This is a genomic window from Psychrobacter sp. VH5, assembly GCF_050572635.1.
Lineage (GTDB): Bacteria > Pseudomonadota > Gammaproteobacteria > Pseudomonadales > Moraxellaceae > Psychrobacter > Psychrobacter celer.
The window spans coordinates 2646513-2660886 of the sequence record NZ_CP192145.1 but is presented as its reverse complement, the minus strand read 5'-3'; the positions used below and the strand labels follow the sequence as shown (position 1 = coordinate 2660886).

Sequence of the window (14374 nt, the reverse complement as noted above, 5' to 3'; positions counted from 1 at the left end):
TAAAAAGATAATCATCTATTACAATCATGAATGATCTAATCATCAATTAGGGAGTATTCAATGTCAATGAAACAACCTTTACGTGTTGCCGTCACTGGTGCCGCTGGTAATATCAGCTACGCGATGCTATTTCGTATTGCATCTGGCGAGATGCTAGGTAAAGATCAGCCAGTTATTTTGCAATTGCTTGAAATCACACCAGCGCTTGACGCCCTAAAGGGTGTGGTCATGGAACTAGAAGACTGCGCATTCCCATTGTTGGCAGGTATCGTTCAAACTGATGATGCAAATGTGGCATTCAAAGATGCTGACTACGCGTTACTCGTCGGTGCCCGTCCACGTGGCCCAGGTATGGAGCGTAAGGACTTACTAGAAGCCAACGCTGCGATTTTCTCAGCACAAGGCAAAGCATTGAACGAAGTGGCTAGCCGTGATGTAAAAGTATTGGTCGTCGGCAACCCTGCCAACACCAACGCGCTAATCGCTCAGCGTAACGCACCAGACCTAGATCCACGTAACTTCACCGCCATGACTCGCCTAGATCATAACCGTGCGATGGCACAGCTGGCCGAAAAAACTGACAGCACTGTCAATGACATCAAAAACATGACCATCTGGGGCAACCACTCATCGACCCAGTATCCAGACCTAACGGCTGCGACTGTCAATGGCAAACCAGCGCTAGAGTTGGTTGATCGTGATTGGTACGAAAACACGTACATCCCAGAAGTACAGCAGCGCGGCGCGGCCATCATTAAAGCTCGCGGTGCCTCGTCTGCAGCTTCTGCTGCCAACGCTGCTATCGCCCATATGCGTACGTGGGCACTTGGTACTGACGAGAACGATTGGGTCTCTATGGGTGTTTACTCAAATGGGGAATACGGTATCGCTGAAGGCCTTATCTACTCATTCCCATGCACATGCGCTAACGGCGACTGGTCTATCGTAGACGGCGTTGATGTGTCATCAGAATTCTCAAAAGAGAAAATGGCCGCCACTGAGCAAGAGCTGAGCGAAGAGCGTGATGCGGTAGCACACCTACTACCATAAGCCATGACTTTGCTAAAAGTATGATAGACAGCCATAAAAAAAGCCCTCATTGATGAACTGAGGGCTGTTTTGTGCGTTGATATTTATTGAGACCCTCATCAATACAATTGATAACGTTAGATAAACGTGCATTAACAGCGAACAAAAAAAAGCTTGCTACAATAAATGGGTTCGTTGCAATAATAAGTACAATTAAACCTGCACCATTTAAGGAGAGACAGTATGCTAGGTGAACCTGAATATAATATGAATGAGCTATTTGCCCAGTTAGGACTCGATAGCTCTGATGAGGCGATTAATCAGTTTATCGAAAAAAACAAATTGGCCAAAGATGAAAAACTGGTAGATTCTGATATCTGGACGGACAATCAGCGTATGTTTTTGCAAGAAGAATGGCAAAAAGACGCCGCTTGGGTAGAGACAATTGATGAGCTAAATGTCCGTATGCATCCAGATGCCTAAAAGCTGACATAAAAAACCTAATATAGAAGTATTAGAAAAGCATAAAAATACCCCATAAGTTGCGTCCAACTTATGGGGTTCAGTTCAGATACTGGCAATGGTTTTTTATGTCTAAAAATCTTAGCTTCACACCTATCACATCTGAATATACTGCTCAATCAGGCTGTTGCGCGCGCCAAGCAATCAGTTCTTTGACATCATTATGGATACCTGTTTTTAGGGCGTCTAAGCTCTCATAATGGCGCTCGCCATGCAAATAATGCAAAAAGCGCACTTGTAGCGTCAGGCCATATAAGTCAGCTTGTAGGTTGGGGAAATGTACTTCTAAGCGCCAGTCGTGGGCTTTGTCGACAGAGGGGCGGATGCCGATGCTGGCCGTGCCAAACAAACTGTGCGGACGCAAACCTGTGATGCCCATATTGTCATCATTAGCCAGTTTTGTTAAACCATCTGCGACTATCTCGCCTTTATCATCCAAGCTGACCACATCGACGGCAAAGATACCATGCAGCGCAGGCTTTAAGCGCTTAAGCTCGATATTGGCGGTGGGAAAGTCCAGAGTACGGCCGATTTTATCCCCACCGATGACCTCGCCTGTCATTGTATAATCACGGCCAAGCAAGGCGTTGGCCGACGCAATATCTCCTGCCAATAACAAATCACGCACACGGGTTGAGCTGATACGTGCCGCTTTGCCGCCATCATCGACGACGGTATGCAGATTAGTCACGTCTAAGCCATAGCTGCGCAAAAACGCACTGTCGCCCGTCCGGTCATGACCAAATTTAAAATCATCTCCTAGCACCAAGGCTTTGACGTTTAGGCGCAGTGCCAGTAAATCCGCGAATGCCTGCGCCGATAGCGAGCGAAACTCATTGTCAAATCCTGCGACAATGAGTGTCTCTACGCCGTACTCTGCAAGTAGCGCCTGCTTTTCTCCTAAGTTGGTGAGGCGAGCAGGGGCGCTTTCTGGCGCAAAAAACTCACGTGGCTGCGGCTCAAATATCATGACGGCAGCATCAAGCCCACGCGCATCGGCGATATCGCGTACTTGGGCAAGCATCGCTTGATGGCCTAAATGCACACCATCAAAGTTACCGATAGTGAGCACACAAGGCGCTAGCGCTACTGGGTGAGTATGGGCAGGCAGGTCGCTGGGTGTGGCAATCAGTTGCTCAAGAAAATAGGTGTTCATAAATGTCAGCTATGATAAATAAGACCAAATAAAGAAGGAAAAAACACGCCCAGATAAAACATTGAGGTGTCTAAAACCAGCCATTATAAAGTAAAATAGCCATACTAACATCTTATGGTCTATGGATAATACCTGTATCAAACGATTTGTGTCAGCGATGGCTGCATCGTAAAAAACGCGTTTGCTGATCTGCGTTATCGCGGCTTTACTGTCTGTTGATGATGGCCTAGATGGTGAGTATTATTTCCCCAAATACCCCGTATCGCTTTTTAGCTATGGACATTCTATGACTGCTACTTCTTTACCTGCTTTGGCCCTGTCTTACCGTCTCAATGATGTATGGTCGGTACAGCATGCTAGAGCAGAGGACTTGCCCGAGGTTGTGGCGATTTACAATCAAAGTATCGCTGGCAAACAAGCCACAGCGCAGCTAACACCCGTGACCTGTGAAGAGCGTGCCGCGTGGTTTACCGAGCACATAAACAGTCCGACGCGGCCTATTTATGTCGTTAGAGCTAGGGCGCAATCGATGGAGCAAGCGAGCGAGGATACAGATCAAACAGTGCAAGCGGTGCAAACCAATCAAAAAACAGTACCAATCGTGGCGTGGGGCAGCTTTAGCGACTTATATGCGCGTATGGCTTATCATATCAGCACAGAGATGAGTATCTATTTGCATCAAGACTATCAAGCAAAGGGTCTAGGCAGTTTGCTGACACGCTGGATGCTGACGCAAGCACCAAGTCTTGGTATTCATAATGTCGTCGCGCTAATCTTTGCGCACAATCAGCCAAGCTTAGGACTGTTTGGTAAGCTTGGCTTTGAGCAGTGGGGCTATATGCCAAAGGTATGTGATATGCAGGGATTTATCGCGGATGTTGTGATGCTTGGCAAAGCCGTGACGTCGGATGGCACTTCAAACAAATAAGCGAAAAACTTAACCCAAAATTTTCCACTGACCATCTATCTTTTGCAGCTCATAAGTCAGTGGTGCAGGTTCACTTTGGCCTTTTAGCATCAGCTCGCCTGTGATGGTGGCACGCGTTTTATCATCACTATACTTGGTATCCGTAATGGTGACGCCATCGACTGTTTGTTGAAACGCTGACTGCGTGTTGGCCAGCTCTTCTTCAAAGTTTGCCATATCCACTTCATAATATGAGGCGGATTTTTTGGCATCACCATAATATAAGCTATCTAGCGCTTTTTTTACCGTATCTTCTGGCGTGCCTGCTTGGGTGGGATTAGTGACCAAGCTTTTTTGCTTGGCAGAGGCGGTGACAGGATTAACATTATCACTATCGATAGCAGTTTTATCTTCAGTATTGGCCGCTATCTGCTCGTTCTTTACGTCATTGTCGCTATCGACTGTCTCTACCGAAGTCGTTAGGTCATCCTCAGAGGTTTTGGCAACAGCTGCGTTATCTTCAATAGCTGTGGTATCTACATTATCATTATTGCCACAACCACTCACAAATAAGCCGGTGCTTAGAACGCCAGCAGTGAGTAAGGTCGGTAAGCGTAGTAAGGTGGATTGTTTCGTTGTCATATTGACCCTCAAAATTTATGTATTCCTTAAACGTCAATTATCACAACTATCCGCATCACGCACTATCATTTCTCATATAAGGCTTGTTTTGGTTTGGTAAAGGCGTCGTTTAGCCATGTTTGAGCTGGCGCGGACGAAAGCCTGTGGCCAATAAAGCCACACCATAGACCGCTGCGCCCACCGCACACATGACGAGCAGAGCAATGATACGCTGCCACTGCGCCTCATCGGTTGGAAAATAAGGCAGCATGACGTACAGAGCGGCAATCATGGCACTTGTAGCAATCGCAAACTGAGCAAACAGTTTTTTCCAATGACTGCCAAAGCGAAAAATCTCACGCTGATATAAGAAGTAATACAACAAGCCGGCGTTGACAAAAGCGGCACCTGTGGTGGCTAAGGCCAATCCGCCATGTAGCGGCATCTCTAAAAAGTAAAAAATACCGATAAAAACCACGCTAAAAATCATATTGGCAAAGACAGAGATAATACCGATTTTTACTGGGGTTTTGGTGTCTTGCCGCGCAAAAAACGCAGGCGCAAAAATCTTAATCAGCATAAAGCCTAAAATACCGCCCGCCATACTACGCAGCGCCAGCGCGCTCATCTGTGAGTCGCGCAAAGTAAACTCTCCGCGCAAAAACAGCGCCTGCATGAGCACATCGGCTAAGATAAATAACGCCGCCGACGCTGGCACGCCCACCAAAATAATCAGACGAGCCGCCCAGTCGATGGTCTTTTTAAAGCTGACATCGTCTTTTTGCGCTTCGCTCTTTGATAAGCTGGGCAAAATAACCGTCCCAATCGCCACCCCGATGAGCCCAAGCGGTAGCTCGCTCATGCGCTCGGCTGCATAGAGCCAAGAGACTGAGCCGCCTATCATCAATGAGGCAAAGACGGTATTGAGCAACAGATTAATCTGGGTGACCGAGACACCAAAGATAGCCGGTAGCATCAGCTTTAGAATACGTCTGACGCCTTCATGGTTGAAGTCAACCTTGGGCGCGACCAGCAGCTTTTGTTGCCAAAGCTGCGGCAGCTGTATCAAAAACTGTAGCAATCCTGCGATAGCCACTGCATAGCCGAGCGCCATGATCGGTGTATCAAACATCGGCGCGAAAATCAGCGCGCCACCAATCATGCATAAGTTTAATAACACGGGGGCGAAGGCTGGTGCGGCAAAGCGGCCATAGCTTTGTAGGATACCGCTGGCAAAGGCGGTCATAGAGATAAACAGCAAATACGGAAAAGTCAGGCGCAGCAGCTCAGCGGTGATGGCAAATTTGTCGGGTTGTTCAGCAAACCCTGGGGCAAACAGTGTCACCACCCACGGCGCAATTAAAATCACCAGCACCGTCAGCATGGACAGCACTAGTAGCAGTGCCCCTGAGGTACGACTGACCAAAATTTGTACCTGCTGTAGGCTATATTTTTCTTTATACTCAGACAGCACAGGGACGAATGCTTGGCTAAAGGCGCCTTCGGCAAACAGACGCCGCAAAAAGTTTGGAATCTTAAAAGCGACCAAAAAGGCATCCATCAGGCCACCTGCGCCAAACACGCCCAATAACACCACATCACGTACCAAGCCTAAAATACGAGACAGCATGGTCATGCTACTGACGACCATCGTAGAGCGAAATAACCGACTTTTTGCCATAAGAACCTGTTTTGCTATGTTGTTTACTGATAAGGGGCTGCTGATAAGCAGTTACTGAGTGGTGGGTGTCAAAAAACTGACAAATTATAGCACTTTCGTTATCGAGATAAATGGAGTGACTGTGGAAATGCTACCAGCCAGCAGCAGCTATCCTGCCATTTGGTGAGCAATAAGCTCACGCAGCCGCGCCCATTCAAAGAACTCGCCTGGATCGGTCTTGCGTCCAGGGGCGATGTCGCTGTGTCCAGTGAGGTGACGGCGGGTGTTGGGGTAGGCGCTATATATAGCCGCGACGACGGCTGCAAGCGTGTGGTATTGCGCGGCGGTAAAGGACACAAAATCAGACCCTTCAAGCTCGATGCCGATGCTATAATCATTACACTCAGGTCGCCCAAGGTAGCTGGATCTGCCAGCATGCCACGCACGTTCATTGAAGTTGACAAACTGCGTAATTGCGCCATCACGTTCTATGAACAGGTGCGCTGACACTTCAGCGCCTTTGATCGTCTGAAAATATGGATGGGCGTCCCAGTCCAACTGATTGGTAAATAGTGCTTTGACATAATGCACACCATCAGAGCCGCATGCGCCAAACTCGTTGGGCGGTAGACTGATATTGTGAATGACAATGGTATCAATCGTGGTGTGCTCAGGTCGCTTATTAAAATTGGGTGATGCAAGCCAAGTGGCGGCCGATAGTAGGCCATCATCGATAGTCATGGATGATGGGATGGTTGAGCTGGGCATAATGTTCTCTTTATATTGTCGTTTTCGTTATAAATAGGTTGAGCGCAGATGTCAGATGTATGGCATCGATGATGGTGGTTAGCATGTTTAGTTGTTATTTAGATTTATATTCACTCATATGATTCATATGATAACGGGCGAGAGTTTCCTCATGTCTACAAAGCCGATTTTTTCTGTAAATTGTACCTCAAGCGCTACTCGCCTGCGAGCGTGCTGCGTGCGTGCACGTTTGCCTTTTGCAGTGGCAGCGCTACTACTCTCAGCGCAAGTGCAGGCTGTGCTGCCGACGCCTGCGTCCTTGGTGATGACGGGTGAGCTGGCGGCTGGGCCAACCATCACGGCTGATATTAGCCAGAGCCTAACGCCGCAGACTGATGGCACCTTGCCTAGTCAAAATAGCGAAGCCGAGCAATTATTAGCCACCTGGCGTCAGCAGGTGCAAGCGAACAGTCTGGCTGAGCATACCACTTGGCGGCGATTGTTGTATTTTTTGGATGATAAAAAATCACTCTTTAATAAAAACGCGTCCAAAAGCCTTATTGATAGTCCTGCGTTTTTTCTCAGCACTGACGGCCAGCACGACGCTGGCGCTGAGCTGGATGCGCTGCTAGTGGCCTTGGCCGAGCAGATGGTCGCACCGCCTGAGTCCAAACCCAGCAGCGATGCACAGTCAGCTATTTGCCGGTTTCCTGCGCGCACACACTGGCTCACTCAGAGGCTAGGCATTGATAGCTCAAGCTTGCAAGCGGACTGCCCTGAGCTGACAGAGTGGATGGCGATGCTAAACCCCGAGCAGCTATCCATTATGTTTGCTGAGGAGTACTTGGACAATCCAATCTCCGCGTTCGCCCATACCCTGCTACGTATCGACTCACCAATCAGCGCTGCTGACCCCAGTCAGATTCACCATGCTTACGCCCTCAATGACACCGTCGATGGCGACCCTGACGATGCGTTCGCTGTTTATGCCATTAAAGCCACCAGCGGCGGTTATAATAATAGAATTGAGATCGACCCTTATCCCGAAAAGCTGGCCAAATATCTCAAAGACGATGAGCGTGACGCGTGGACGTATCAGTTGGATTTGACACCCGCAGAGGTGCAGCAAATCATCCTGCATGTGTGGGAAACTAAGGATTTAGAGATTCCTTATTATTTTACCACGGATAACTGCGCCTCTGAGATTCTGCGTCTGATCGATGTGGTGCGCCCCGAGCAGGATTTGCTCAGCCAGCTGCCTTATGTGGTCATCCCCTCCGATGTGGTCAAGCTGCTTGATGAGGAGTCTTTATTGGCAGATGCCCGCTATACCCCATCTGACAGTACCGTGCGTCAAGCCGAGCTAAATAACGCCAAGGCGGCCGCACTGGACTATCAAAACCTCACCAATGATGACGCGAGTAATATTCAATCAGCCGCGCGCAATGTGGCATCGAGTATCTCAGCTGGCGATAAAAAGACCATCATAGATCATGGCATTATTGCCTCGGACAACAACCCAATCGATAGACATCCATTACAAGTGGCTCAGATTGGCGCAGGTCAGCGCGGTGATAATGGCTACCTTGATGTGGGGTTGCGTTTGGGATTCCATGATACCTTGGATCGTGCTTCAGGATTCCCTCAGTTTTTTAATCTAGAGGCACTGGCTGCGACCGTGCGTTTTTATGAGACAGACAATAGTAAAGACCATGAGCCAGATCGTGTGGTGTTAGAGAATTTTACAATACTACGAGGTCGCTCTTTTAATCCTGTCAATACCGCCAAGCAAGGCAAAACCTGGGGCGCCAGTGTCGAGGCGACCCGCGTAAATGATGGCTCGCAACCATCAGGGCGTGATCACTTGGTCGGTAGCGCCGGCTATGAGACGGGCTGGTCGTGGGCGCTCGGCAGCCCAAAAGCTGGCAGCGGTGAGATGCCGCCGCAGCTATGCTACGCCCTATTGTCAGGGAAGGGGCAAGCAGGGCGCGGCATCCATAAAGGCTTTCGTATCGGTGCCGGGGTCAATACAGGCTGTGACTATCAGATTAACAATCAGTTACGCGCGCAGGCCCAATTACAATTGCCATATTGGTATCATGGCAGCAGTGACGATCCAGACGCTCGCAGTCATTATTGGCAGCCAATCTCAAGCGTCGGCCTACAGTACGATATCGATAAAAATCAAGCAGTGCGCATCAATGTCAGCTATGAGTGGCAGGAGCGTATCGATGCCAATGACGATATACAGCTGTCATACCGACGCTATTTTTAAGGATATAAAATGAGTATGCACCTACTGATTATCGGACAAGGCGACATCGGACTGCCCGTGGCCAATAAACTGGCGCAAGACGGTTTGTCAGTCACCGGTCTTGCTCGCCGCACCCGCGAGCACTATGATTTAAATGATCAAGCAAGCTTTATGCAAGCAGATGCCTTGCGCTTGCGCGCTGATGAGCTACAAGACTTTACCCATTTGGCGATTATCGTCACGCCGGATGACTATTCAGCTAGCGGTTATCAAAACAGCTATTTGGCGATTGCTCAGCATGTAGCCGCGCTGGCCGAGCAACTACCACATCTGACGCGCGTTGTGTTTATTTCGTCAACGGGCGTTTATGGGCAGGATGGCGGCGAGTGGATAGACGAAGAGACGGTGCCGACCCTGCCTGAGCGCGAAGCCTCGCAAATTATCTTGCAAGCAGAAAAGGTACTGCAGCAAGGCTTTGGTGATCGCGCCATTGTTATTCGCCCGAGTGGTATCTATGGGCGCGAGCGTCTGATGCGCCTGCGTCAAGCCCGCGATCCGCAAAAAAAGCCCGTCGCCGCTGCCCACTGGAGCAATCGTATTATGGATAGCGATTTGGTCAATATCATCGTCAATGTCTTGACCATTGCTGCGCCAAAGCCGCTTTATATTGCGACGGATTATGCGCCAGTCACCACCTTGGAGCTTGGTGTTTGGCTCAGTGCGCAAGTGGGAGAAGCACCGCCAGCGATAGCGGACGAAAAAACCGCTGTCACGGGCAAGCGTCTGCACAGCAATATACCATTAGCGTGGCTTGACTATCCTGACTGGCAAGTAGGTTACCGTGATATTTTGCGCCATCAAGCGTAAAATAGCCATCTATCGTCAACCCTATCGTTCAGTTATTTTAAAACCGATACAGCACAGCTGGTACTTATTTCGCGCTTATCATTTTTTATCATTGATGGAGATTTCATGACCCAGCCTTCTACTTCTGAGAGCCGCTTATCTACTGCAAAGCACGCAGCAAGCGACATGCTGGCAGAAGGCAATGCTGAGCGCTCCTCTACGTTGCCTGATAGTCAGCAGCCTGCCATCGTGCACCCTAATTTTGATCCAAGCCAAGCGCCGCTCGATCCTGCACGGCCGCTGAGTGATATTCCAGAGCCAGCGCGGCGGCTAAACGGTCAGCTGCGCCGGCTTTACGGCAACTCTAAACGGTTCTATCAGCCTTGTACAAGCAGTTTATCAAAATGGGCGCTGATTGCCTCTGAGGCGTTGGCTGAGCATTTGGCGCTATTACAGGCAGCAAAGCTTGTCGAGCTGCCTGACAGCTTTTATCAAAACCACAGCGAACAGCCGCTACTATCGCCGCTCGGTGACATGATATTGTTGGATATGGCCGATATCCATCAGGCCATGCGCGCGTATCCAGCGCTCCATCGTTATGGTTTTGCGCCTGCTGATCGCTCGGTAAAAACTCACCAAACAAGCGCAGGCTCGCCTGAGAAGACCAAAGCCTCTACCGCCTCCCTGTACGCCCTTATCAAACGCTATAATCCTGACGAGTTACTAAGCGATGCCTATGCTGATGACTGGCAGGTAATCTTGCAGCCGCAGCAGTTTGAAACGGGTGAAGGCAGCTTGGCCACTGACATCATGGCGTGCAGCGCGGCGGTTCATGCGTTAAAGCAGTGCCAGACGCGTAAAAGCATCAATCACCGCTATAGTGCGGCGCAAGTGTGCCAGTACGTACGCAGCTATTTGCTCAGTCAGGTGATCTGTGAGCCTGCGCAGCGCCATGTTTATCGGCAAATTCGAGTATTTGCAGGGCATATCGTGGTCGCCGCCTACTATTTGGGCTGGGACATACAAGTCAGCCATGACGGTCACTGTTACTTTAACCTCTCATCGCGTAATGGCTTATTGATGCGTTATCCCAATATGCAGGATTATGCCATCAACGGTTGGTCAAGCTGATCAATAATGCGTACAATAACGCCACTTTTTTGCCTTTTTTTGCCTTTTTTTGCCAATAGGAATATCTCATGCTAAATGCCGCAACTGCTGACGCCCAAACCGCCTCTTTCTCTTCTCATCAATTTATTCAGCTGGCGCTTGATAACCAAGTGCTTAAGTTTGGCGAGTTTGTCCTAAAGTCTGGTCGTATCAGCCCCTATTTTTTTAATGCAGGCTTGCTGGCGACAGGTGAGATGTTGTCTCTGCTGGCACGCGGCTATGCAGATGCTTTGGCGGCACAAATGACCAAAAGTGACGAGGCGGACATGCAAGAGCTGGTCATCTTTGGTGCAGCTTATAAAGGCATTCCCTTTGTTGCTGCCACCGCGCAAGCGTTGTGGCAGCATCACGGTATCAACGCCAAATGGGGCTATAACCGCAAAGAAGCCAAAACACATGGCGAGGGCGGTAACTTGGTGGGTGCAGATGTCAGCGGTAAGGCGGTCTGGGTGCTCGATGATGTGATTACGGCTGGCACAGCGATGCGTGAAGTGGTCGAGATACTCGAGCAAGCGGGCGCCAGCGTGGCAGGTATTATCGTGGCGCTTGATCGAAAAGAAAAAGGCCAAGGTGAGCACTCTGCTATCCAAGAGCTGGCCGCGACGCTAAACGTACCAGTACGAGCATTGGTCGATATCGACGATCTGATCAGCTATTTGGCAGCGGCAAACGGCCAGTACAAAGACGCCACCCAACTTGCAAAAATGCAGCATTACCGCGCCCAGTACGGTGTATAGTTGGTCATTATCGTTATAGTGGCTGCTGCTCTGTGATTGCTAGTGTACATATCGGCTATATATCAGTTATATATCAGCACGCCGAAACCATCTAATATAAATGAGTATTATTATGAGCCAAGAAAATCAAAAAAAATCCTTACACATACTGGTCATCATGGACCCTATCGAGCAGGTCAATTATAAAAAGGACACCAGCTTGGCGATGACGTGGGCGGCTCAAGACCGTGGTCATACGCTTGGCTATTGTCAGATTCATGATCTGTGGCTGGATCGCGGTCAGTTGATGGCCGATACCCAGCCTGTGACCGTCAAACGTGATCCGGCAGATTTTTATAGCTTGGGCGACAAGGCCACAGGCGCGATCAGTGATTATGATGTGGTTTTGATGCGTAAAGATCCACCGTTTGACATGCGCTTCATTTATGCCACTTATATGCTAGATCATGCCAAGGCAGCAGGCGTATTGGTGGTCAATGACCCACAAGCGATTCGCGACTGTAATGAAAAGCTGTTTGCCACTTGGTTTAGCGACTATATGAGTCCGACGATTGTGACCAGCAAACAGGCACACATTCGCCAGTTTATCGCCGAGCAACAAGACGTCATCGTCAAACCCTTAGACGGCATGGGTGGCAACGGTATTTTTCGCCTGACCGCTGACAGCCCAAATATCGGGGTGACGTTAGAGGTTTTAACCGAGCTTGAGACCTTGCCGATCATGGCGCAGCGCTACTTACCTGAGATCGCCGAGGGCGATAAGCGTGTGCTTATCGTCGATGGAGTGGTGGTCGATTATAGCTTGGCACGTATTCCAGTCAAAGGTGAAACGCGTGGCAATCTTGCGGCCGGTGGTAGTGGGGTGGCGATGCCGCTCACCGATATAGAGCGTCAAGTGGCAGAGGTCGTCGCGCCCATTGTCAAAGAAAAAGGTCTTATGTTTGTCGGGCTTGATTTGATCGGCGGCCGTATCACAGAGATTAACGTTACCAGTCCGACTTGTGTACGCGAGATTGATGACCAGTGTGGCACCGATATTGCTACAGATTTGATTATCGCAATCGAGCGCAAGAGCGCTCATTAGGGCGTATCCTCATTTTAAAAATGGCGATAAAAATGAGATAAATTGCCGCCAAACAAGGAAAATAGTGCAGATAATATCGAGATATTAGCCAGCTATTTGACGATGGTTGGCAAAATTTGGCCATTTTTAGCCCATTTAGATGGCTATCGATTGAATTGAGGGCACACCCTAAACAAAGCAGTAACGATAGCGTAATTTATTACTAAAGTATGTGCACAATGAGAAAAAAACCTTGTGCTAAGATGGGGCCGAAAAATGCGCCTCTAAGCACATGCTAATAACGCCCAAGCCGTGATTTTTCATGGCTTGGATTTTTGTTATGAACTGTGCATAAAGTACTATATATCAGCCCATAATTTACACTATACTATGCCAGCTTTCGGCGGCTCGTTTTGGACGGTGGGCCATGACCACGATAGGACAATAAGTGCTTCATATAAATACAAAAAAGATAGGCAGGGGTTCATGAAAACACCGCATATACTAATGATGGCTGCTGGGACGGGTGGTCACGTGTTTCCGGCATTGGCCGTTAGTGAAGAGCTGAGCAAACGCGGCGCGGTGATTCACTGGCTGGGCACGCCCGCTGGTATGGAAAACCGTTTGGTCGAGCCGACAGGCTACCGCTTTCATGCAATCGATATGCAGGGTCTGCGTGGCAAGGGCGTTGGCCGTCTCTTAAAGCTGCCGGTGACCCTGCTCTCGGCAACGATGGCGGCTATCAAAGTGATTCGTAGCAATCAGATCGATATGGTGGTGGGTTTTGGAGGCTATGTCACTGCGCCTGGCGGTATTGCAGCGCGTTTGACCAAAACCCCACTGATCATTCATGAGCAAAACGCCATCGCTGGTATGAGCAATCGCTATTTGTCCAAGATGGCGACCAAGGTGCTACAAGCGTTTGAAGATACGTTTGCCAATAGCCAGCAGGATGCTAAGCTTGAGACTGTGGGCAACCCTGTGCGCAACGCCATTACGGGCGTCACAAAGCCTACTGAGCGTTATGATATCCACGACAGCACGCCCCTAAAGCTATTAGTAGTAGGCGGATCGCTGGGTGCACAGGCGCTCAACACCAATGTGCCCAAGGCTTTAGCGCTATTAGATCAGCCGTTTGATGTGCGTCATCAATGCGGCCGTAATAATGAACAAACGACGCAAGCGGCCTACGATCATGAGGATTTGAGCCAGCACACGTTTGTGGTACAGCCTTTTATCGATGACATGGCTGCCGCCTATAATTGGGCAGATGTCATTGTATGCCGTGCCGGCGCTTTGACGGTTACTGAGATTCAAAACGTCGGTATTGCGGCGATTTTTGTGCCATTGCCACACGCGGTGGATGACCATCAAACCGCCAATGCCCGCACGTTAACTGACCACGGTGCTGCGATTTTATTGCCGCAGTCTGAGCTGACCGCGCAGCGCCTGAGCCAAGAGCTGGCAGCACTGGATCGCGCGACGTGTTTGGAGATGGCCAAAAAAGGCCACGCGCTTGCCAATCGCCATGCCAGCAAGCAGGTTGCTGATATCATTTGGCAAACGTTATAGTTTCTATCGTTGTCAGCGACAGGCGTTGAGGCTGATTGTCTTAATCAGTTATTTTGACTCACCCTATTTTATTTGCCTTTAACCAAGAGA

At 49.4% G+C, this 14374-nt stretch carries 13 protein-coding genes; 9 read left to right on the top strand and 4 right to left on the bottom strand.

Annotated features, from left to right (window positions below):
• Positions 1–60: 60 nt before the first annotated feature.
• Complete coding sequence (locus ACNFVB_RS11125; protein ID WP_172953122.1) at positions 61–1050, top strand: malate dehydrogenase; 990 nt, start codon at positions 61–63, stop codon at positions 1048–1050.
• A 222-nt stretch (positions 1051–1272) separates the two neighbouring features.
• On the top strand, positions 1273–1512 hold the full coding sequence (locus ACNFVB_RS11120; protein ID WP_105244085.1) for a DUF2789 domain-containing protein: 240 nt from the start codon (positions 1273–1275) through the stop codon (positions 1510–1512).
• A 154-nt stretch (positions 1513–1666) separates the two neighbouring features.
• On the opposite strand, the gene ribF is transcribed toward ACNFVB_RS11120, so the two are convergent.
• Positions 1667–2707 carry a riboflavin biosynthesis protein RibF gene (gene ribF, locus ACNFVB_RS11115; protein ID WP_430737542.1) on the bottom strand — a complete coding sequence of 347 codons (1041 nt, stop codon included), beginning with the start codon at positions 2705–2707 and terminating at the stop codon, positions 1667–1669.
• Between the two features lie 286 nt (positions 2708–2993).
• On the opposite strand from ribF, the gene ACNFVB_RS11110 reads away from it, so the two are divergent.
• A complete protein-coding gene (locus ACNFVB_RS11110; protein ID WP_430737541.1) occupies positions 2994–3635 on the top strand; it encodes an N-acetyltransferase family protein in 642 nt (213 codons plus the stop codon).
• A gap of 9 nt (positions 3636–3644) precedes the next feature.
• On the opposite strand, the gene ACNFVB_RS11105 is transcribed toward ACNFVB_RS11110, so the two are convergent.
• From ACNFVB_RS11105 to ampD, 3 genes are all read right to left on the bottom strand, one after another.
• Entirely contained in the window at positions 3645–4256 is a 612-nt protein-coding gene (locus tag ACNFVB_RS11105) for a hypothetical protein (RefSeq protein WP_430737540.1), read from the bottom strand.
• A 109-nt stretch (positions 4257–4365) separates the two neighbouring features.
• Positions 4366–5916, bottom strand: a complete 1551-nt coding sequence (gene murJ, locus ACNFVB_RS11100; RefSeq protein WP_430737539.1) for a murein biosynthesis integral membrane protein MurJ — start codon at positions 5914–5916, stop codon at positions 4366–4368.
• Positions 5917–6063: 147 nt separating this feature from the next.
• Positions 6064–6663, bottom strand: a complete 600-nt coding sequence (ampD, locus tag ACNFVB_RS11095; RefSeq protein ID WP_274632663.1) for a 1,6-anhydro-N-acetylmuramyl-L-alanine amidase AmpD — start codon at positions 6661–6663, stop codon at positions 6064–6066.
• A 151-nt stretch (positions 6664–6814) separates the two neighbouring features.
• Between ampD and ACNFVB_RS11090 the strand changes: the two genes are divergently transcribed.
• The 6 genes from ACNFVB_RS11090 to murG all read left to right on the top strand — a co-directional run bounded on the left by ACNFVB_RS11090 (position 6815) and on the right by murG (position 14284).
• Positions 6815–8917, top strand: coding sequence for a DUF4105 domain-containing protein (locus ACNFVB_RS11090; RefSeq protein WP_430737538.1), 2103 nt, complete (start codon positions 6815–6817; stop codon positions 8915–8917).
• A 9-nt stretch (positions 8918–8926) separates the two neighbouring features.
• Complete coding sequence (locus ACNFVB_RS11085; RefSeq protein ID WP_288996229.1) at positions 8927–9763, top strand: SDR family oxidoreductase; 837 nt, start codon at positions 8927–8929, stop codon at positions 9761–9763.
• A 105-nt stretch (positions 9764–9868) separates the two neighbouring features.
• The gene (locus ACNFVB_RS11080) at positions 9869–10873 is read left to right on the top strand and encodes a hypothetical protein (RefSeq protein WP_430737537.1); all 1005 of its coding nucleotides are present in this window, start codon (positions 9869–9871) and stop codon (positions 10871–10873) included.
• Positions 10874–10941: 68 nt separating this feature from the next.
• On the top strand, positions 10942–11649 hold the full coding sequence (gene pyrE / locus ACNFVB_RS11075) for an orotate phosphoribosyltransferase (protein WP_075100446.1): 708 nt from the start codon (positions 10942–10944) through the stop codon (positions 11647–11649).
• A gap of 112 nt (positions 11650–11761) precedes the next feature.
• Positions 11762–12733 carry a glutathione synthase gene (gene gshB, locus ACNFVB_RS11070; protein WP_430737536.1) on the top strand — a complete coding sequence of 324 codons (972 nt, stop codon included), beginning with the start codon at positions 11762–11764 and terminating at the stop codon, positions 12731–12733.
• 465 nt (positions 12734–13198) lie between these two features.
• Positions 13199–14284 carry an undecaprenyldiphospho-muramoylpentapeptide beta-N-acetylglucosaminyltransferase gene (murG, locus tag ACNFVB_RS11065; protein ID WP_334221335.1) on the top strand — a complete coding sequence of 362 codons (1086 nt, stop codon included), beginning with the start codon at positions 13199–13201 and terminating at the stop codon, positions 14282–14284.
• Positions 14285–14374: the final 90 nt, after the last annotated feature.